The sequence below is a fragment of the Winogradskyella sp. genome, assembly GCF_965656915.1.
In the GTDB taxonomy this organism is placed as follows: domain Bacteria; phylum Bacteroidota; class Bacteroidia; order Flavobacteriales; family Flavobacteriaceae; genus Winogradskyella.
The window spans coordinates 184348-205005 of record NZ_CBFHMI010000001.1; the positions used below are offsets into that span (position 1 = coordinate 184348).

Genomic DNA, 20658 nt, shown 5'->3' on the forward strand with positions numbered 1-20658 from the left:
GTGATTGTCATTTTTTAGGCTTTATTTTTTTGTAATCTTTCTATGAATGCATACTTTTTTGCAGATTTCTTATCTACTTTTCATTTATTTATTTAAATTGCTCATCTAATAAATTAACTAATTCTCTAAAATGAAGACAATCTTAAAGCTTTTCACAATGCTTTTTTGTGTGGTATCTTTTGACCAAACCACAATAAAAGGTAAAATTACAGACAATACTGGACTACCCTTACCTGGTGCAAACATTGTCGTAGTGGGCACAACATCTGGTACTGTTTCAGATTTTGATGGAAACTACTCCCTAACAGTAGAACAAACTCCACCATTTTCACTTCGAGTGACTTATACAGGTTTCAAAGAACAAATTGTCGAAGTAACTTCAAACAACCAAACAATAAATGTTACTTTAGAAGAAGGTAATGAACTAGACGAAGTTGTTATTTCTGCTTCTCGTACACCAGAACGTATTTTTGAATCGCCTGTAACAGTAGAACGATTTGGTTTAAAATCAATAAAAAATACAGCATCTGTAGATTTCTACGGTGGATTAGAAAATTTAAAAGGTGTTGATATTAACACAAACAGTTTAACATTCAAATCTATTAACACTAGAGGTTTTGCAACGTTTGCGAATACCCGTTTTATGCAATTAGTAGATGGAATGGACAACTCTGCTCCTGCACTTAACTTTCCTTTAGGAAATTTATTGGGTATGACAGAAACTGATGTTCAAAATGTTGAGCTACTTCCAGGTGCGTCTTCTGCACTATATGGTGCAAATGCGTTTAATGGTATTCTATTTATGCAAAGTAAAAATCCATTTGATTATCCTGGAATAAGTGGTTATGTAAAACGTGGTATAACTTCGCAAGAAGCTGCGGGTAATAACGACTACACCGATATTGGTATACGAATGGCATATAAATTTAGTGATAAGTTCGCTGCAAAAGTCAATTTCGCTTACTTAGATGGAACAGATTGGTTTGCTACAAACTATGATGATAAAGATATGCCAGGAGGTACACGTGAAACTAATATAAATTATGATGGTGTTAATGTGTACGGAGATAATGTGACTACAAACATCAATGATGTTGCACAGACTTTAGAAGGCTTGGGACTTGCTCCAGCAGGATCATCTTCATTGGTGCCATCTGTTGCTGTTAGTAGAACAGGATATAGAGAAGTAGATTTAACAGATTATAAAGCAGAAAGTATAAAAGCAGATTGGGGATTATACTTCCGTCCTTGGGGAGATGACTTCGAAATTCAGTACGTTGGTAAAGTCGGTACTGGATCTACGATCTATCAAGGTGCGCAACGCTATAGAATTGACGGATTCTCACTACAACAGCATAAAATAGAAGTAAGAAATGATAACTTTTTTGTAAGAGGATATATTACATCTGACAAAGCTGGAGACACTTATGTAATGGATGTTGCTGGTCCTAATTTACTTCAGTCATGGAAAGCGCACGATGTTTGGTTCGGTGAATACGTTGGAACATACATCGGACAAACTTTAGCTGGCGTGACAAGTGAACAGGCACATGCTGCGGCAAGAGCTGTAGCTGAGCAAGGAAGACTTGAGCCTGGCACACCAGAGTTTCAACGCGCTTTTGACACAGTAACATCTGACACTAATTTCTTAACTGGTTCTGCATTTAGAGATAATTCTAAAATTTATCATGGTGACGCTAATTATAATTTTGGTGACTTAGTCGAATTTGCTGAGATACAAGTTGGCGGTTCTTACAGAACGTATAGATTAAATTCTTTTGGAACAATCTATGCAGATGCTAATGGACCAATTACCTACTCAGAATTAGGTATATATACACAATTACAACGCTCTCTTGAGTTAAATGAAAGTTTAGAACTTAAATTAACTGGATCTATCAGATATGATAAATCTGAGTTATTTGATGGATTCTTCTCACCTAGAATTTCTGCTGGTTTAACTGTGAATGAAAATCATAACTTTAGAGCATCTTTTCAAACAGGTTTTAGAAACCCAGATACACAGTCACTTTACATTGGTTTAGAGACTGCTCTTGGTACATTGATTGGTGGAGCAACAGATATTGGAGATCGTTATACTAGAGATTACGGTGTAAGTCAATTTGCTCAGAACAATCTCGGACAACCCTCTACAATCGCTCAAAATGGAGCTGCTGCCTATACTAATTCACTTTTTTCATCTGTCGGTGCTGCGTTATCGAACCCTAATTTAAATACAGATGGTAGTGAGTTTATTGGTAATTCTAATTTCGTTGATCCAGAGCGTGTAAGTTCTATTGAACTTGGTTATAGAGGTAAAATTCAAGATTTCATAATAGATGCTTCAGCATATTATAACACCTATAATGACTTTTTAGCAAATGAAACTGTAATTGCACCTCTTTATGGTGATGTTTCTAACTTTGATCTTACAGGTTATGATCCGAGCAACCCAGCAACAGTAGCAGGTCTTAATCCTGACACACAGCAAATTTTAGCTGCTTTACAAAATGATGACTTTGCGAGATATCAAACGTATACAAATTCAGAAGAAACTGTTAATTCTTATGGTGCAGCTATCGGAGTTTCAACAAAAGTTTTTGATGGATTTGATTTAAGCGCTAATTACACTTGGTCTAAATTAGATTTTGATGTGGCAGGAAATCCGGATTTCAGAACTAATTTTAATACACCAGAGCACAAAGTAAAATTAGGCTTTGGAAAAACTGAGTTATTTACAAACTTTGGCTTTAATGTTGCTTGGAGATGGAGTGACAACTATTTCTGGGAAGCTTCTTTTGGTGATGGTGAAATACCTGCATTTAATGTTTTAGATGCCCAGGTAAACTACAGAATCCCAAGTATAAAATCGACAATCAAAGTTGGTGCTACTAATTTATTAGCGGATGAATACTTTACAGCCTTCGGAACAGGGTTTATAGGTTCTCAATATTATGTATCATTAACAATAAACAATCTTTAATAAAATAAAGCAATGAAAAAAATAAAGTATATAATTTTATCAATGCTCACATTATGTTTTTTTGGATGTGAAAACGATGCATTAGATGAACTAAGAGATAAGAATCGTGAAGAAGTTGTTGTATTGCCAGATCTAACAGCTGGTACAGCTGACTTCTCTAATTATGTAGCATTAGGCGCATCATTTACAGCTGGTTTTGCTGATAACGGATTATTTATAGCATCACAAGAAAATTCATTCCCAAATACATTAGCAAACAAATTTGCTATTGCAGGTGGAGGCACCTTTACACAACCATTAATGAGTGATAACTTTGGTGGTTTGGCTATTGCTGGCAATCGTATAACTGACCCTAGACTAGTTTTCGGAGGAGCTGGACCAGTTCCGATAGAATCTTTAGTTGGACCAATTACAGTTGCAACAGATATTGCTCTTAATAACCCTGAAGGACCTTTTAATAATTTGGGTGTTCCTGGTGCAAAGAGCTTTCATTTAGTGGCACCTGGATATGGGAACATTTCTAATTTCCCAGCTGCTGCTAATCCATATGCAGTTCGTTTAACAGGTAATGCACCTAATGCTACCATTGTAGAATTGGCAGTGGCTCAAAACCCAACTTTCTTTACGCTATCAGAATTTGGTGGAAATGATGTTTTAGGATACGCCACTTCAGGAGGAGACGGAAGTAATCCTATTACTCCAACGGCAACTTTTGATGCAGCCCTAAGCGCAACGGTAGGTGCTTTAACAGCTAATGGAGCAAAAGGAGCTATCGGTAATTTACCAAACATTACAAGTTTATCATATTTTACAACTGTCCCGTTTGATGCTTTAGACCCAAGTAATCCGGCTTTAGCCCCTCAAATTGCGGTTTTAAACGCACAGTTATATGGTCCTTTAGACAATATTTTTACAGCCTTTGGTGAACCAGAGAGATTGAATCTTTTATCTAGCACATCTGCTAATCCAGTACTGATAAATGATGAAGATGCCGTAGATCGTTCTGCTGAAATTACGGCGGCTCTTACTCCAGTGTTAGGTGCTCCAACCGCAGGAGCATTTGGTGCCATTTTTGGTAAAGCGCGTCAAGCAACATCAGATGATTTAGTACTTTTAACGGCAGCGTCTGCTATTGCAACAACAGTCCCAGGACCTCCTGCTCCAGTTAATGTTAATGGTGTAAGTTATCCATTAGCAGATAACTTTGTATTAACACCAGAAGAGCAAAATGATATTGAAATAGCTACTCAGGCATACAATGCTAGTTTATCTACAGCAGCCAGTTCAAATGGTCTGGCCTTAGTGGATTTAAATGCTATTTTAGATGAGGCTTCTTCAACAGGTATTATCTTTGATGACTATAATTTAAATACAGATTTAGTATTTGGTGGATTAGTAAGTTTAGATGGTGTACATTTAACTGCAAGAGGTTATGCGCTAATGGCTAACGCTTTCTTAGAAGCAATAGACGCCACATATGGTTCTAACTTTGTTGAATCTGGTAATCTAGCTAAAGCAGATGACTTTATTGTCTCATACCCTGTAATAATACAGTAATTAAAAAACAATATAAAATAGAAAAAGTGCATTCGAAATGAATGCGCTTTTTTTATGGAAAAAAGCCAATAAAAAAGACTTTTATTTTTAAATAAAACTATATCTTTGCAGCGCAAAAAACAGCTCGTTTTTCATATTTAAATTATTGCAAAACAAAAACATATAAGTAATGTCAAAAGTTACAGGTAAAGTTGCACAAATTGTAGGCCCAGTTATCGATGTAGAATTCGCTGCTGGTTCAGAACTTCCAAAGATTTATGATTCGTTAGAAATTAAAAGACCTGATGGTTCTATATTAGTACTAGAAGTACAGTCTCACATTGGTGAAGATACAGTCCGTACTATAGCCATGGATTCATCCGATGGTTTAAGCAGAGGTACTGAAGTTACTGCAACTGGTGCTCCTATCCAAATGCCTATTGGAGAAGATGTTTACGGACGTCTTTTCAACGTAATTGGCGATGCTATTGATGGATTAGGTGATTTACCTAAAGCTGGTGAAGCAGGTTTACCTATTCACAGACAAGCTCCAAAATTTGAAGATTTATCAACGTCTACAGAAGTTTTATTTACTGGTATTAAAGTAATTGATCTTATTGAGCCTTATGCAAAAGGTGGTAAGATTGGTTTATTTGGTGGTGCTGGTGTAGGTAAAACAGTATTGATTCAAGAGTTGATTAACAATATTGCGAAAGGTCACGGTGGTCTTTCTGTATTCGCAGGTGTTGGTGAAAGAACACGTGAAGGAAACGATTTACTGCGTGAGATGTTAGAGTCTGGTATCATCAAGTACGGCGATGATTTTATGCATTCTATGGAAGAAGGCGGATGGGATCTTCAAAAGGTTGATAAATCAATCATGAAAGAATCTAAAGCAACTTTCGTATTCGGACAAATGAATGAGCCGCCTGGAGCTCGTGCTCGTGTGGCACTTTCAGGATTAACTATAGCAGAATATTTCCGTGATGGTGCCGGTGATGGACAAGGAAAAGATGTATTATTCTTCGTAGATAACATCTTCCGTTTTACACAAGCTGGATCTGAGGTGTCTGCATTATTAGGTCGTATGCCATCTGCAGTAGGTTATCAACCAACATTAGCAACTGAAATGGGTGCGATGCAAGAGCGTATTACATCAACTAAGAAAGGTTCTATTACATCTGTACAAGCGGTTTATGTACCTGCGGATGATTTAACGGATCCTGCTCCCGCTACAACGTTTGCCCATTTAGATGCAACAACAGTATTGTCTCGTAAGATTGCGGAGTTAGGTATTTATCCTGCGGTAGATCCATTAGATTCTACATCACGTATTTTAACAGCTGATATTTTAGGTGATGATCACTATAACTGTGCGCAACGCGTAAAAGAGTTATTACAACGCTATAAAGAATTACAAGATATTATTGCTATCCTTGGTATGGAAGAATTGTCTGAAGAAGATAAATTAGCCGTTGGACGTGCACGTCGTGTTCAGCGTTTCTTATCTCAGCCTTTTCACGTAGCAGAACAGTTTACAGGGATTCCAGGTGTATTAGTAGATATTAAAGAAACAATCAAAGGGTTTAATATGATTATGGATGGTGAATTAGATCACTTACCAGAAGCAGCATTTAACCTTAAAGGGTCTATTGAAGAAGCTGTTGAAGCTGGAGAGAAAATGTTAGCGGAAGCTTAATAACTGCTTAAAGCTGTAATGTAAGCTTAAAGCCTAAAGCATTAAAACTATGTATTTAGAAATTGTATCACCTGAAGCAACACTATTTAGTGGAGAAGTAGATTCTGTTACTGTTCCTGGTGTGACAGGTGAATTTGAAATGTTAAAAGATCACGCACCTATAGTGTCAATTTTAAAAGAAGGTAATGTAAAAGTTGCTGGAAGTAATATTCAATTAGAAGAAGAAGTTGAAGACAAATTCACAAAATCTGATAGAGGTGTTTGGTTAGCTATTAACTCTGGTACTATTGAAATGAAAGATAATAAGCTAATTGTTTTAGCTGATTAATTATCTTAATATAATACTATAAAAAACGCGAAGCTAATACTTCGCGTTTTTTTATTTCTTCTATAATTAAACTTAATGTTAATTATTTATTTGACCTAAATCGGCTATAGTATTTGAATATACTTCTGTTTCAAATGCACCCATTACTGCAATAACTGATTGTGCAAAAAAGACAAGAAATATAATAAATGCTATTAGCGTAATTAAATCAAAGGCTCTGTTATAGCGAAAATCTTGATTAAGTTTACCCATTTTAAATGATTGTGTTGGTTAGTTATCTTCTAATATACTAAATTATTTTAACATATCCTTAACTTTTAAGAATCTATATAATTGATTTTCAGGGTTTTTTATATTTTTCTTACAGCTTCCAACTCTACTTTTAACTCTTGAAACATTGTCATGATACTGCTAAGTTTAAGCTCTTTTTCATCATATTCTTGGGTATTGATGCAACATGTAAATTCCCACAATTCTAAAATTCCCGATTTAGAAACTAAATAGGGCTGATAGGTCTTATTATCAGAACTCAATAATAAGTCTTCATCACTATCTTTAGGAAGATATATGCGCTTATATACTAAACCATCATCCTTAGTCAATACAACATAAGTTCTTCCATTTTTTATATGATTTATATCCTCAACATATCTAGCCACTACAAAAGCACCATCTTTAACAGGCAACATAGAATCACCTTTTATCGGAAATGCACGATGTGTTCCTGTGGGTAAAAACGGTAGCTTAATTTTTTGAAGCTGTTCTATATATTCCGGATCATCATACCCAGACAAATAGCCAGCCGAAGCTTTTGCTGGTATAATCTCAATAAGATCTTCATTATCTTCATTAACGGTAACAGGAAACAACACACGCTTATTTCCCACTTCTATAAATGAGGTATCCTTGGCCATTCGTAAATCTTTACGCACCAAAATATCAATAGGAATATTGAAATAGTTAGATAAATCTATTAAGCGCTCAATAGGCGGTTCGCTTCTTCCCTCTTCATAAGAACCAACCATAGAACGTGTCCAGCCAAGATCATCTGCAAAGCGTTCTTGTGATACTTTCTTTAAAGACCTGAGGTGCTTTATGTTAGCTTGTATAGCTTTCAATCTAATTAATTTTAACAGTATTTACTACAAATATAAGCAATAAAAACTACATATAGTAGCTAATTTTGCTAGTCCCATGTATTTAAATTGTCACACATATTATAGCTTACGTTACGGTACCATAAAACCTGAGCAATTACTGGCTATTGCTTCAGAAAATGGCGTTCAAACTTTAGCACTTACAGATATTAATACTACCTCAGCATGCTTAGATATTGTGCGTCTATCAAAAAAATATAAAGTAAAACCGGTTCTTGGTGTTGATTTTAGAAACAAAGCGCAACAAGAATTTATTTTAATTGCAAAAAACAACAATGGATTTCAAAATATAAATGATTATCTATCCAGATTTCTTCATAATCACGATTTAAAAATTCCTGAGCGACCAGAACATATTTTAGACGACTGTTTTGTGGTATATCCTTACCAAAAAGGGAAAGATTTTAAACTAAAAGCTAATGAGTTTTTGGGCATTACACCCAAAGATCTCAATCAACTAAAATTTTCAAAATGGAATACACACAGAGAAAAATTAGTGGTATTAAAAACAGTGTCTTTTCAAAATAAAAAAGGGTTTAATACACATCGTCTACTGCGAGCCATTGATAATAATACCTTATTGAGTAAACTGCCAAAGTCTGAAGAGGGTAGTGAACATGATGTGATGTTGCCTTATAATGAATTATGTAATGTTTATAGTGAGTTTCCAAACCTCATCACTAATACCAAACAACTTTTAGATAACTGTTCGATAGATTTTGATTTTGAAAACCCTATCCCTAAAAACCAACGATTTCTCACAGAGAACATCGATTCTGATTATCAGCTTTTAGAAAAACTAACCTATGACGGTATTCCCTATCGTTACGGAAACACTATAGATTCTAAAATATACAGTCGTATAGAAAAAGAACTCAGTATCATAAAGCAAAAAGGCTTTGTGTCTTATTTTTTGATCAATTGGAAAATTTTAGAATACGCTCGTAGTAAAGACTATTATTACGTTGGTCGTGGTAGTGGCGCTAATAGCATTATCGCCTACTTGTTACGCATTACAGATGTAGATCCTATTGAGCTCGACTTGTATTTTGAGCGTTTCATTAACCTCTTTAGGCAAAATCCACCAGATTTTGATATTGATTTCTCGTGGAAAGATAGAGATGATGTTACCAAATTTATCTTTAAAACATTTAAAAATACAGCACTTATCACAGTCTACAATACCTTTAAATTCAGAGCATCAGTACGTGAATTAGGCAAGGTCTTTGGCTTACCTAAGTCTGAAATGGATATGCTTACTAGAGGCAAATACAACATCCAAAAACTCGATAGATTATCACAACTCGTTATAAAATATGCTAAATATATTCAAGGATTTCCAAATTACTTAGGTATACATGCTGGTGGTATTTTAATATCTGAAAAACCCATTCATTATTACTGTGCTACGTTTATGCCTCCAAAAGGTTTCCCTACTACACAATTTGATATGGTTGTCGCAGAGGACATTGGTCTATATAAATTTGATATTTTAAGTCAGCGTGGTTTAGGAAAAATAAAAGATACTGTAGATATTATTAACCAAAACTATCAAAACCAACCACCTGTTGATATTCATAATATTAAAGGCTTTAAAGAAGACAAACGTATAAAGTATTTGCTTAAAAATGCGGAAGCCATTGGTTGCTTTTATGTGGAATCTCCTGCCATGCGTATGCTTTTAAAAAAACTACAGGTTGATGATTATCTAGGCTTAGTCGCTGCCAGTTCTGTAATTAGACCTGGAGTAGCTCAAAGCGGAATGATGCGTCAGTATATTTTAAGATGTCGTTATCCTGAAAAACGAAAAGAAGCACATCCTGTATTAGCCAAATTAATGCCAGAGACTTATGGAGTTATGGTTTATCAAGAAGATGTTATTAAGGTTGCTCACCATTTTGGTGGATTAGATTTAGGTGAGTCAGACATGCTTAGACGTGGTATGTCTGGTAAATTTCGTTCCAGAGAAGAGTTCTTAAAAGTAAAGCAAAAGTTCTTTGAAAATTGTAAAAATGAAGGGAAATCCTATAACCTTGTTGCAGATATTTGGCGCCAGATAGAAAGCTTTGCTGGTTATGCATTCGCCAAAGGACACTCAGCTTCTTACGCTGTAGAAAGCTATCAAAGTCTATTTTTAAAAGCTTATTATCCTTTAGAATATATGACAGCCACTATCAATAATTTTGGTGGATTTTACAGTACAGAACTCTATGTACACGAAGCCAGAATGCATAATGGACGTATTGAATCACCTTGTATTAACAACTCACACAACCATTCTATAATTAGAGGTAAAACTATTTATCTGGGATTTATGTTTTTGCAATCTTTTGAGTCTAAAACTACAGAGTGTATTCTTAAAGAGCGTCAACTAAACGGAAAATTTAATTCGCTCGATGATTTTATAGAACGTGTCCCAATATCAATAGAACAAATTAGCATCTTAATAAAAATCAATGCTTTTAGGTTTACAAAAATCAATAAACGCGAATTACTTTGGGAAGCACACCTAAAGATTAGCAAAACTATTATTGAAGAACATGTCATTACACTATTTAAAACACAGCGCATTAATTACAATACACCAGAATTACCAAGTACAGCATTAGAAAACGCATTTGACGAGATTGAATTACTAGGCTTTCCGCTGTGTAATCCGTTTCAATTGTTAGAACTACCATCTACAAGTAGATTACGCGCCAAATATTTAGAGCAGTTAGAAGGTAAATATATACGTATAGAAGGTTATCTCATTACTATAAAAAACACTAAAACAGCTAACAGAAAACTAATGTATTTTGGAACCTTTTTAGATTGTGATGGTGATTTTATAGATACGGTTCATTTTCCTCCTGTTGCAGCAAAATATCCATTTAGAGGAAAAGGAATTTATGAAATTATAGGAAAAGTTATGGTTGAATTTGACTGTGTTACTATAGAAGTTTCAAAATTAGAGCGATTGGCTATTATTGAAGATCCTCGTTACTCTATAAAATCCTTAAATCCTACATTTCAAAAGAAGAAAAGTTTTAAAGATCTTAAAGCACAATATGAACAATAACCGCTCTATAGTACATATGGATTTAGACACTTTTTTTGTGTCTTGCGAACGTTTGCTAGATAGCCGTCTTAACGGAAAACCAGTACTCATTGGTGGTACTAGTGACAGAGGTGTTGTCGCCTCGTGCAGTTATGAGGCACGTAAGTTTGGTGTCCATTCTGCCATGCCTATGCGTATGGCAAAACAATTATGCCCTGAGGCCATTATTCTAAGAGGAAACTCTGGCATTTATACTAAGTTTTCTAAAAACGTTACCGAAGTTATAAAAGAAAGTGTACCACTTTATGAAAAGACATCTATTGATGAATTTTATATAGACCTTACCGGAATGGATAAGTTTTTTGGTTGCCACAAACTGGCTTCAGAATTACGTCAACGTATTATTAAAGAAACAGGTTTACCCATTTCTTTTGGTTTATCGCTAAATAAAACGGTTTCAAAAATTGCTACAGGCGAAGCTAAACCTAATAATGAAATAAGAATCTTATCCGGAACAGAAAAGCCATTTTTAGCTCCACTATCCGTAAAAAAAATTCCGATGGTAGGTAATGTTACTTATAAATCGCTTTGTGATTTAGGAGTAAAGCGTATTAAAACGGTACAAGACATGCCCATGGAATTAATGCATAAGGTTTTGGGTAAAAACGGACTTTCAATCTGGAAAAAAGCTAATGGTATAGACAACAGTCCTGTAATACAATATCACGAACGCAAATCAATCTCTACGGAGCGCACGTTTGGTCAAGACACTACTAATATTCATAAACTAAGAGGACTAGTTATTGCCATGGCAGAGAACTTAGCTTATCAATTACGTCGTGGTAATAAGCTAACGGCTTGTGTTACTTTTAAAATTCGGTATTCAGATTTTCAAACCTATACCCAACAAAAACGCATACCATATAGTGCTATGGACCATACTATTATTCCTATTGTTTTAGACCTATTTAAAAATCTATATAATCGTAGATTATTGGTTCGTCTTATTGGTATTAGGTTTAGTCATTTAGTAGAAGGTGGTCATCAAATACATCTATTTGAGGATAACGAAATACAGCTTAACCTTAGCAAAGCCATAGATAAGATGCGCGAACGCTATGGAGATAGAGTTGTAATGAGTGCTGCAGGAATGGAGGCTAAAACCATTAGTCGTTTTAACCCTTTTACTGGCGAACCTCCTCCACTATTGGCTAATAGACATCAGTAATTAATCTTCGGCATATTCTAAAATATCACTGGGTTGACAATCTAAAGCTTTGCAAATAGCCTCAAGTGTCGAAAAACGAATTGCCTTTGCTTTTCCAGATTTTAATATTGAGAGATTAGCTGTTGTAATACCAATAATTTCAGCGAGTTCTTTACTCTTCATGCCTCGCTTTACTAACATAATGTCTAAGTTAACTACTATTGGCATGCTTATATGGTTAGGTCGTTTTCTTCTTTCAAGTTCTCACCTTCTTTAAAAATCTCTGCCATTATAAATGCCGAAAGCAAATAAATTACTGGAGTTAATGATACATGTGTGATTGTTTGATGTCCAGTTTCGAAGCGAAGTACGGTATAACTTGTCAGAATTGTTATAAAAACAATATATACACCAATCTGCCTAAATAGTTTCGCATTGCGTCTACTAAAGGTATTCAATGTTTTTACAGATAGCATAATTGTTTCAAAAGCCTTAATAATAAGATAGATTAAAACTACAATAATCAGTATTTTAAAATAATTTATATACAACGAAACTGTATTTAGTTTCTCAAAAGTATAAGGTTTCAAATCAAATTCAGTATCCGCAGTATCCTCCTTCCAAACCGTTGATTTTAAGTATGAAATACGTGTAAGGCTTGGGTTAGCATTTAATACAATCTCTTTATCTGTGAAAGCATCTTCATCGATTTGAGCATAAACAAATAAACCTGTGAGAGCTATTGTGGCAATTATTAATATAATTTTTAATAGCCTTGTTACCAAAATAGCGATATTTAAAAGTGTATTTTTAGTCATAATTATATGGTTAGTTCATTTTCTTCTTTAGCATGTTTAGCTATCTTAAATACTTCACTTAGCACCATGAAAAATAGACCTAGACAAATTAAAACGAGATATGGTGTTATACCTAAATTTATCACTAACTCCCCTCGAAATAATAAACGAGATATAAATGATACTAAAGTTCCACCAGTGCCAACGCCTACAAGTAAATAACCAATTTTATAAAAATTACTAATGACATTATGATGAAATGGTTTTACTCGCTGAAAATAACGGATTGTTTTTCTGAAAAGGAACAAGCAATAAATTGAAACTGATGTTATGCCTATAAATACTAATCCAAAAATTTGTTTGATGTAATTCGGTATCCTATTTCCAAAGGTTAATTCACTAAAGACCACATCTAAAGTATCAGGCTCTATAAACATATAAATTGCAAAAAAGGCCAGTAATAATAGCATTGGAATACAGATAACAATCCATATAAAATCAATCAAACTTTTAAGAATAATTAATTTTCTCATTTTAAAAAATTATTGTTTAACAATAACAAATATATAAATATTATTGTTAAACAATAATTTTTTATTGAAAAAAGATAATTTAATTAACTAATAAACAAATCCGTCTTTACTATATTTACACCATGCAAGACACGTTTGTAACCATAGCACGCTACCCGTACTCTACTGAAGCCCAAATTGTAAAAGGTCGTTTAGAAGCTGATGGAATTGAGGTATTCTTAAGAGATAATATAACTATAGACACAGATCCACTAGTAAGTCAAGCCATTGGTGGCGTTAAACTAAAAGTACTCGCTAAAGATGAAAAAGCGGCTCGAGACATACTCGAATCTATACAATCTTACTCTATAGATGATAATGGCCAACCAGTGACTTGCCCAAATTGTAACAACCAACATGTAAGCTTATATTCTACTATCACAGATTTTAAATCTTTTATGGCTTTTCTTATAGGATTTCTTTTCGGAACACTGCCCTTTAGCACGAGATATCAATATAAATGTGAGGACTGTAAGATTGAATTCCCCGTAAAATAATTTTATCTTGCACCAAAATTAACTAACTAATGAACCCAAGGAAAAGGCTATTTTTAATAGTGTTCTCACTTTTAGGAATATACACTAGTATTGCTCAAAATATGCCTCAGCAAAATTTAGATTCAATAACACTCAAATCTGCTAGAATTGATATTCCTTTTAAAAAAAATTCAAGAACATTAAATATTATTACAGCATCAGATATTAAAAATAGTGCTGCGGTAAATGTTGCTGACCTACTACAACAAATTGCTGGTGTAGATATTAGAAGGCGTGGTACTGGCGGCAGTCAGGCGGATTTATACATTAGAGGTGGAGGTTTTGATCAGACCCTTTTGCTTATTGACGGTATAAAAATGGATGATGCACAAACTGGACATCACACTATGAATGCCGCATTGCCTATTGAAGTTATTGAACGTATAGAGATTATTAAAGGACCTGCTGCACGTATTTTTGGTCAAAATGCCTTTACAGGTGCCATTAATATTGTGACTAAAAAATCACTAAACAACACCATTTCTACAAATTTAGAAACTGGTTCTTTTGGTCAATTAAATGGCTCTGTAACGGTTGGCGGTGAACTTGACAATTCGTCGCATATTGTTCATGCAGGTAAAGTTACTTCAGAAGGTTATAGAGTTAATTCAGACTACGATAATTCTAATTATTTTCTTAAAAGTGTATTCAATAAAAAAAAGCAACCTATAGAAATGATTGCGACGTTTTTTGATCGTAAGTTCGGTGCAGAAAATTTCTATACAACTAACCCTTCATTTAATGAATATGAGGAAACACAAAATAGTTTAATTGCTTTTACAACAACGTTAAGGAAGAACAATCTTAAAATTCAACCACGTGTGTACTGGAAGAGAAATCAAGATATATTTTTACTACGTCGTAATGAACCTGATTTCTTTAGAAACTTTCACATTTCAGATAAAATTGGAGCAGAAGCTAATGCCTCATATGTCTCTAAAATAGGTATAACCGGATTTGGAATAGATATGTCTAAAATCTATTTGAGAAGTAATAATCTAGGAAATCGCAACCGATTTATGACTAATGTATTTTTAGAACATCGATTTAAATTAGCTCAAGACCGTTTAGATATAACTCGAGGTGTGGCTCTCACCTATTTTTCAGATTTTAAATTTCATGCATTTCCTGGTTTAGATATAGGATTTGCAATAACAGATAATTTAAGGGCTTATGGTAATATAGGATATACCTATAGAATTCCTACCTATACCGATTTATACTACAGTGATCCAAGAACAAACGGTAATGAAGACTTAGAGCCAGAAGAAGCATTTGCCCAAGAATTAGGTATAAAGTACATCACGCGAAAATTTAGAGCATCTTTAGCCGTTTTTAATAGAGATGCCGAAAACCTAATTGACTATATTAGACAAAATACTACAGAAGAAATATTTACCGCTACTAATATTACAGAAGTAAACACAAAAGGTTTAGAGGTTGATACAGCATACAATTTTACCATAAATAACTATGCGCAAACTTTAGCATTTGGATACGCGTATTTAGATGATAATATTTTAGAACAAAATGAAGAATTATCGCGTTACTCTTTAAATACATTAAAGCATCAATATACAACGCGCTTAAGTACTAAGTTATTTAAAAACATAAGCCAAAACATTGTTTATAAGTACGCAGAACGTACAACTGGTCAAACCTATAATGTTTGGGATGCTTCGTTGGTTTACAGACTAAAACAAGTAGAATTAACAGTAACTGCTAGCAATATTTTTAATGCAGATTATATAGAGACAGGCTTTACTCCAATGCCACCAAGTAACGTTTTGTTTGGGCTTCGCTATCACTTCAAATAAAAAATATTTTGAAGAATTTGTAACAAAATTCTGTCATTTACTACTGATATATAGAAAGTAGGTCAGTACTCAATACTTTTGAGCATTACATTAATGACCTTACCTACACTAACCATCATATTAAAATTGACATTCCTAATTTGGATAATTCATATCCAAAAAAAGATTTCAAAAGACCAAGACTGGTAACGTCTAATTTGGTGGTGATTTTGTGTCTAATTTACTTTCAAAATAAAGATGAAATAGTCACGCAATGATTGTATATTTATTAACGCATTTTAAATTTAGAAGTTATGGCAGATTGGTTTTCGAATTTGGATTTTTTAGCTAAGATATATTGGGCAGTTGCTATTATAGGCTCACTAATATTTACCGTAGTGATGATAATGGCTTTTGCAGGAGGTGACGCTGACGATTTAGGAGATGTTGACACTGATTTTGATGGAGATGTCGGTGCAAGTTTTCAATTTATTAGCTTTAAAAATCTAGTCGGCTTTTTTACCATCTTTGGCTGGAGCGGAATTGCCTGTATTGATGCTGGTTTATCTAAACCACTTACTATAATTATTTCCGTGGTTAGTGGATTATTAATGATGCTGGTTATGGCAACACTATTTTATTTCATAAGCAAACTATCAGATAGCGGTACATTAAAATATAAAAACGCATTAGACGCTGTCGGAGAGGTTTATCTCACTATTGGCGCAGATAGATCCAGTATGGGTAAGGTTAGTGTCAATGTTCAAGGAACAGTACGAGAACTAGATGCTTTAACCGATTCATTATCTGATCTAACGTCTGGCACTATAATTAAAGTTGTTGATGTAACTTCTAATGGTATACTAATCGTGGATCACACTCGTAAACCCATAGAGCCTTCAATATCAAATAATAAAGAACTAGATTCTGGTGGAAACCACCTGATAAGTAACGAATAAAAATAAATACTAACCATTAAAAAAATTGTTCTATGAAATTACTCATTCAAGAAAGTATAAATATGGAAGGCTTTGGTGGACCAATGCTTCTTATTTTTGTCGCCCTGTTTATTGTACTCACAATAATCATATTAATAAAACGCTATAAACGTTGTCCGTCTGACCGCATCTTAGTCGTTTATGGTAAAGTTGGCGGTGGCCAATCGGCAAAATGTATTCATGGTGGTGCTGCCTTTATAATGCCTGTAATTCAAGATTATGAATTCCTGGATTTAACACCAATTTCAATTGAAGTTAACTTAGTCAATGCCTTATCTAAACAAAACATTAGGGTTAATGTACCATCGCGTTTCACTATTGGTGTTTCTACTGAGCCTGGTGTTATGCAAAACGCTGCTGAACGTCTTTTAGGACTGGGATTACAAGATATTCAAGAATTAGCCAAAGAAATCATTTTTGGTCAATTGCGTTTAGTTGTAGCGTCTATGGACATTGAAGAGATCAATAACGATCGTGATAAATTCTTAACTAACATTTCTCAGAGTGTTGAAACTGAATTAAAGAAAGTAGGTTTAAAACTAATCAACGTAAACATCACAGATATTGTTGATGAGTCTGGTTATATCGAAGCACTTGGTAAAGAAGCAGCGGCACATGCTATCAACGCTGCACGTAAATCAGTTGCAGAAAAAACCAGAGATGGATCTATTGGTGAAGCCAACGCAGTACAAGACGAAAGAACACAAGTTGCTGCTGCTAATGCTCAGGCTGTAGAAGGAGAAAACTCAGCTAAGATTTCTGTCGCAAATTCAGATTCCTTACGTCGTCAAAGAGAAGCAGAAGCTGAGCGTGTAGCTATTGCATCAGAAAAAGTACAAGCTGCAAAAGCGTTAGAAGAGTCTTATGCCGCAGAACAACAAGCAGAATCTGCAAGAGCAGAACGTGAGCGTTCGTCTCAAATGGCTGATGTTATTGTTCCAGCAGAAATTGACAAACGTAAAGTGGAGATTGATGCAGAAGCGGAAGCTGAGCGTATTAGAAGACGTGCAAAAGGTGAAGCAGATGCGATACTATTTAAAGCACAAGCTGAAGCAAAAGGTTTATATGAAGTCTTAACCAAGCAAGCTGCTGGTTTAGATGAAATTGTGAAAGCTGCTGGTAATAATTCTAAAGATGCGGTACTTTTATTAATCGCGGACAAATTACCTGAGTTGGTTAAAACTCAAGCCGACGCTATTAAGAACATTAAGATAGATAAAGTAACCGTTTGGGAAAATGGTCGAGGAAAAGATGGGAAATCATCAACCTCTAATTTTATATCAGGAATGTATAAATCTGTTCCACCATTACAAGAAATGTTCAACATGGCAGGTATGGATTTACCAGAATATTTAAAAGGTAAAGACAAAAAAGAAATTGACGCAGAAGATGCCAAAATTGAAAAGTCTGAAGAATAGTCATTAAAATGCAAAGTCCACTTTAAATTAAAGTGGACTTTGCACATTTATGCGTTATATGGATACATTTACATTTAAGAGAAAGCTTCCGATATGGAAACTAATTTTAGGCACTATTGCTTTAGTTATTGGTGTCATTTCCTTATTCTCAAGTTATCAAGGTTTTATATCTATAGGTGTCGGAGTTTTTCTTCTGCTTGTAGAAGGGTCGGAATTTAATTTTAAAAATCAAACCTATCGTGAGATTAAATCAATCCTTGGAATTTCTATTGGCAAATGGAAACCAATACCAGAAATAGAATATGTTTCTGTTTTTAGAACAAACGAAACTACTACACTGAGACAATTAACAGCAGAAGCAAATGTTTCAAATGAAATTATAGTACTGAATTTATTTTATGATAGGAATAAAAAAATAGAAGCCTATAACACCTATGATATTGATGACGCTTTTACAAAAGCTAAAGAGATTGCTTCAATATTAAATGTAGATATTCTTGACGCTACAGAACGTGAATCTAAATGGCTTTGATGCACAAAGCACTCAAACTTCAATAAAGCAATAATAAAATTTTAGTATCATTTTATTAACTTTGATACTCTAAACATTTGGGTATTGGATTTAAATCTACAACAGATTCCTCGTGTTGAAACCATCACGAAAACCGATTTCATAAAACACTACTTTAAACCACAAAAACCTGTGGTTATTGAGCGTTTTATAGAGGATTGGCCTGCATACTCTAAATGGAATTTAGATTATATTAAATCTGTTGCAGGTGACAAAACGGTTCCGCTTTACGACGACAGACCTGTAGATTATAAAGATGGTTTTAATGAGGCACATGCCTCCATGAAAATGAGTTATTATGTAGATTTGCTAAAGCGCGAGCCAACAAAGTATAGAATCTTTCTTTGGAATATCTTAAAAGAAGTACCTCAACTACAAAATGATTTTAAGTATCCTGACTTCGGACTTCGACTGATGAAAGGGCTGCCTATGTTGTTTTTTGGAGGTAGAGGTTCGCACACCTTTATGCATTATGATATAGATTTAGCAAACATTTTTCACTTTCATTTTGAAGGTAAAAAACAATGCATTCTTTTTGATCAAAACCAAAATAAATACTTATATAAAATTCCTCATTCTTTAATAACAAGAGAAGATATTGATTTTGCCAATCCTGATTTTAAAAAATGGCCAGCATTACAGCATGCCAATGGTTGGATCTGCGATTTAAATCATGGTGAAATACTTTACATGCCAGAAGGTTATTGGCATTATATGCGTTACATAACTCCTGGATTTTCGATGAGTTTAAGAGCAATTGCAAGAAATCCAAAAAACTTAAGTAAGGCCTTATACAATGTTTTTTTAATGCGTAATTACGATAATCTTATGAGACGATTTAAGGGTCAAAAATGGATCGATTGGAAAAATGAAAAGGCGATTATTAACACTCATAAGAGTTTACAGGAAATCTAAATATTTTAAAAACTTAAAATATATTTGTCACTTCAATTTTTAGAAAAGAAAAATTATGAAAAAAGTACTTTTTATTATTGCATTAATTTCAATATCCTTTGTTAATGCTCAGGCATTTGAAGGAAAGGGAGATCAAAAATTTCAGGTTAGTGCAAACATTCAAGACGAAGCTACAGGCATCAATGTTACTTATGACTATGGTTTGGGACAGAACATTTCCGTTGGATTATCATCTTCTTATGCATTAAGTATTGATGACCGCTTAGATGCAGACTTCGGTGATCGCTTTGATTTAAAAGCAAGGTTTAATGCCAATCTTGGGAACGTCTTAAATATTGATGAGAATTTTGATTTTTATCCTGGTTTAAGTTTAAGCCTAAAGAACTTTGGCGGTCATACAGGCGCACGTTATTTTTTTCTGATGGATTTGGTGTCTTTTTAGAAGCAACATTTCCACTTGCAAAACACAGCAATGACAAAACAGATATTGGTTATTACCTCAATAATCAATTTGCTCTAAATATTAGTGCATCGTTTAACCTGTAGTAATAAGAACTAACATATTAAAAAAGCCCTTCGCGAAATTGAAGGGCTTTTTTTATTTTTTTAAGTATTCATTGAGTTTCTCATAAATTAAATGAGACTCCCAACCACGATAGAGTAAGTAGTCTGCGACTTTCTTCTTTTTCTTGTAGAAATTCTTTTCCTTAACCTGATCTATTCTTTTTAGTACTAATTCGTCTAGTGTTTTATAATAGTCATCTTCCTCAATTTCCTTTAGTGCCGAGTCAATGCTATATTTTGAAATCTCTCTAATTTTTAACTCTCTAAATAATCTATTTTTACCCCATTTTTTTATTCTGAATTTTCCTCTTACAAAGGCTTTAGCAAAACGTTCTTCATTTAAATAGTTTTGTTGAATAAGATGAACCATTATTTTATCCACAGCTTGTGGAATCATTTTCATTTCTTTTAATTTATTCCGTACTTCTTTATGGCAACGTTCCTGATATGCGCAATAGGCTTCTAACTTTTTTTGCGCTTCATTGACACTATACGTTTTTTGTAGGTTCATACAGCGAAAATATAACATTTTGTTAATAAA

18 protein-coding genes and 1 pseudogene are annotated in these 20658 nt (G+C 34.0%); 13 read left to right on the forward strand and 6 right to left on the reverse strand.

From position 1 onward, the window contains the following. Positions 1–130: 130 nt before the first annotated feature. The 4 genes from ACTG3Y_RS00875 to ACTG3Y_RS00890 all read left to right on the forward strand — a co-directional run bounded on the left by ACTG3Y_RS00875 (position 131) and on the right by ACTG3Y_RS00890 (position 6546). Positions 131–2983, forward strand: a complete 2853-nt coding sequence (locus tag ACTG3Y_RS00875; protein ID WP_439151033.1) for a TonB-dependent receptor domain-containing protein — start codon at positions 131–133, stop codon at positions 2981–2983. A gap of 12 nt (positions 2984–2995) precedes the next feature. Beyond that, entirely contained in the window at positions 2996–4540 is a 1545-nt protein-coding gene (locus ACTG3Y_RS00880) for an SGNH/GDSL hydrolase family protein (protein WP_439151034.1), read from the forward strand. 169 nt (positions 4541–4709) lie between these two features. Beyond that, entirely contained in the window at positions 4710–6218 is a 1509-nt protein-coding gene (gene atpD / locus ACTG3Y_RS00885; RefSeq protein ID WP_439151035.1) for a F0F1 ATP synthase subunit beta, read from the forward strand. A gap of 49 nt (positions 6219–6267) precedes the next feature. Next, a complete protein-coding gene (locus ACTG3Y_RS00890) occupies positions 6268–6546 on the forward strand; it encodes a F0F1 ATP synthase subunit epsilon (RefSeq protein ID WP_439151036.1) in 279 nt (92 codons plus the stop codon). 78 nt (positions 6547–6624) lie between these two features. Here the strand turns inward: ACTG3Y_RS00890 and ACTG3Y_RS00895 are convergent, their stop codons facing one another. Both ACTG3Y_RS00895 and ACTG3Y_RS00900 read right to left on the reverse strand, forming a co-directional pair. Further along, positions 6625–6798 (reverse strand): hypothetical protein, encoded by a 174-nt coding sequence (locus ACTG3Y_RS00895; protein WP_439151037.1) that lies wholly within the window; start codon positions 6796–6798, stop codon positions 6625–6627. 98 nt (positions 6799–6896) lie between these two features. After that, complete coding sequence (locus ACTG3Y_RS00900) at positions 6897–7664, reverse strand: XRE family transcriptional regulator (RefSeq protein WP_439151038.1); 768 nt, start codon at positions 7662–7664, stop codon at positions 6897–6899. A gap of 76 nt (positions 7665–7740) precedes the next feature. Between ACTG3Y_RS00900 and ACTG3Y_RS00905 the strand changes: the two genes are divergently transcribed. Beyond that, entirely contained in the window at positions 7741–10764 is a 3024-nt protein-coding gene (locus ACTG3Y_RS00905) for a DNA polymerase III subunit alpha (protein ID WP_439151039.1), read from the forward strand. Then, on the forward strand, positions 10754–11971 hold the full coding sequence (gene dinB, locus ACTG3Y_RS00910) for a DNA polymerase IV (protein WP_439151040.1): 1218 nt from the start codon (positions 10754–10756) through the stop codon (positions 11969–11971). The genes ACTG3Y_RS00905 and dinB overlap by 11 nt, the downstream gene beginning before the upstream one ends. Here dinB and ACTG3Y_RS00915 read toward each other — a convergent pair whose 3' ends face one another. Genes ACTG3Y_RS00915 through ACTG3Y_RS00925 form a run of 3 tightly spaced genes read right to left on the reverse strand, consistent with a single transcriptional unit; the run spans position 11972 to position 13280 of the window. Next, a complete protein-coding gene (locus tag ACTG3Y_RS00915; RefSeq protein ID WP_439151041.1) occupies positions 11972–12178 on the reverse strand; it encodes a helix-turn-helix domain-containing protein in 207 nt (68 codons plus the stop codon). Between the two features lie 2 nt (positions 12179–12180). After that, a complete protein-coding gene (locus ACTG3Y_RS00920) occupies positions 12181–12768 on the reverse strand; it encodes a DUF2975 domain-containing protein (RefSeq protein ID WP_439151042.1) in 588 nt (195 codons plus the stop codon). A gap of 2 nt (positions 12769–12770) precedes the next feature. Then, positions 12771–13280 (reverse strand): DUF2975 domain-containing protein, encoded by a 510-nt coding sequence (locus ACTG3Y_RS00925; RefSeq protein ID WP_439151043.1) that lies wholly within the window; start codon positions 13278–13280, stop codon positions 12771–12773. 122 nt (positions 13281–13402) lie between these two features. On the opposite strand from ACTG3Y_RS00925, the gene ACTG3Y_RS00930 reads away from it, so the two are divergent. From ACTG3Y_RS00930 to ACTG3Y_RS00960, 7 genes and pseudogenes are all read left to right on the forward strand, one after another. After that, positions 13403–13816 carry a putative signal transducing protein gene (locus ACTG3Y_RS00930; protein ID WP_439151044.1) on the forward strand — a complete coding sequence of 138 codons (414 nt, stop codon included), beginning with the start codon at positions 13403–13405 and terminating at the stop codon, positions 13814–13816. 29 nt (positions 13817–13845) lie between these two features. Continuing rightward, positions 13846–15672 (forward strand): TonB-dependent receptor plug domain-containing protein, encoded by a 1827-nt coding sequence (locus ACTG3Y_RS00935; protein ID WP_439151045.1) that lies wholly within the window; start codon positions 13846–13848, stop codon positions 15670–15672. Positions 15673–15965: 293 nt separating this feature from the next. Then, positions 15966–16610, forward strand: coding sequence for a hypothetical protein (locus ACTG3Y_RS00940; RefSeq protein ID WP_439151046.1), 645 nt, complete (start codon positions 15966–15968; stop codon positions 16608–16610). A gap of 32 nt (positions 16611–16642) precedes the next feature. Then, the gene (locus ACTG3Y_RS00945; RefSeq protein ID WP_439151047.1) at positions 16643–18067 is read left to right on the forward strand and encodes a flotillin family protein; all 1425 of its coding nucleotides are present in this window, start codon (positions 16643–16645) and stop codon (positions 18065–18067) included. A 58-nt stretch (positions 18068–18125) separates the two neighbouring features. Beyond that, on the forward strand, positions 18126–18599 hold the full coding sequence (locus tag ACTG3Y_RS00950) for a hypothetical protein (protein ID WP_439151048.1): 474 nt from the start codon (positions 18126–18128) through the stop codon (positions 18597–18599). Positions 18600–18683: 84 nt separating this feature from the next. After that, positions 18684–19553 (forward strand): cupin-like domain-containing protein, encoded by an 870-nt coding sequence (locus ACTG3Y_RS00955; protein ID WP_439151049.1) that lies wholly within the window; start codon positions 18684–18686, stop codon positions 19551–19553. 55 nt (positions 19554–19608) lie between these two features. After that, a pseudogene (locus ACTG3Y_RS00960) lies at positions 19609–20099 on the forward strand (DUF6646 family protein). 52 nt (positions 20100–20151) lie between these two features. On the opposite strand, the gene ACTG3Y_RS00965 reads toward ACTG3Y_RS00960, so the two are convergent. Then, on the reverse strand, positions 20152–20628 hold the full coding sequence (locus ACTG3Y_RS00965; protein ID WP_439151050.1) for a regulatory protein RecX: 477 nt from the start codon (positions 20626–20628) through the stop codon (positions 20152–20154). Positions 20629–20658: the final 30 nt, after the last annotated feature.

What these genes read in the sequence shown, in the direction of transcription:
- ACTG3Y_RS00950 (WP_439151048.1), top strand. Translation starts at nt 18,126, where the DNA reads ATGGATACATTTACATTTAAGAGAAAGCTTCCGATATGGAAACTAATT.
- ACTG3Y_RS00875 (WP_439151033.1), top strand. Translation starts at nt 131, where the DNA reads ATGAAGACAATCTTAAAGCTTTTCACAATGCTTTTTTGTGTGGTATCT.
- ACTG3Y_RS00880 (WP_439151034.1), top strand. Translation starts at nt 2,996, where the DNA reads ATGAAAAAAATAAAGTATATAATTTTATCAATGCTCACATTATGTTTT.
- ACTG3Y_RS00945 (WP_439151047.1), top strand. Translation starts at nt 16,643, where the DNA reads ATGAAATTACTCATTCAAGAAAGTATAAATATGGAAGGCTTTGGTGGA.
- ACTG3Y_RS00920 (WP_439151042.1), bottom strand. Translation starts at nt 12,768, where the DNA reads ATGACTAAAAATACACTTTTAAATATCGCTATTTTGGTAACAAGGCTA.
- ACTG3Y_RS00915 (WP_439151041.1), bottom strand. Translation starts at nt 12,178, where the DNA reads ATGCCAATAGTAGTTAACTTAGACATTATGTTAGTAAAGCGAGGCATG.
- ACTG3Y_RS00940 (WP_439151046.1), top strand. Translation starts at nt 15,966, where the DNA reads ATGGCAGATTGGTTTTCGAATTTGGATTTTTTAGCTAAGATATATTGG.
- ACTG3Y_RS00905 (WP_439151039.1), top strand. Translation starts at nt 7,741, where the DNA reads ATGTATTTAAATTGTCACACATATTATAGCTTACGTTACGGTACCATA.
- ACTG3Y_RS00965 (WP_439151050.1), bottom strand. Translation starts at nt 20,628, where the DNA reads ATGAACCTACAAAAAACGTATAGTGTCAATGAAGCGCAAAAAAAGTTA.
- dinB (WP_439151040.1), top strand. Translation starts at nt 10,754, where the DNA reads ATGAACAATAACCGCTCTATAGTACATATGGATTTAGACACTTTTTTT.
- ACTG3Y_RS00890 (WP_439151036.1), top strand. Translation starts at nt 6,268, where the DNA reads ATGTATTTAGAAATTGTATCACCTGAAGCAACACTATTTAGTGGAGAA.
- ACTG3Y_RS00895 (WP_439151037.1), bottom strand. Translation starts at nt 6,798, where the DNA reads ATGGGTAAACTTAATCAAGATTTTCGCTATAACAGAGCCTTTGATTTA.
- ACTG3Y_RS00925 (WP_439151043.1), bottom strand. Translation starts at nt 13,280, where the DNA reads ATGAGAAAATTAATTATTCTTAAAAGTTTGATTGATTTTATATGGATT.
- atpD (WP_439151035.1), top strand. Translation starts at nt 4,710, where the DNA reads ATGTCAAAAGTTACAGGTAAAGTTGCACAAATTGTAGGCCCAGTTATC.
- ACTG3Y_RS00935 (WP_439151045.1), top strand. Translation starts at nt 13,846, where the DNA reads ATGAACCCAAGGAAAAGGCTATTTTTAATAGTGTTCTCACTTTTAGGA.
- ACTG3Y_RS00930 (WP_439151044.1), top strand. Translation starts at nt 13,403, where the DNA reads ATGCAAGACACGTTTGTAACCATAGCACGCTACCCGTACTCTACTGAA.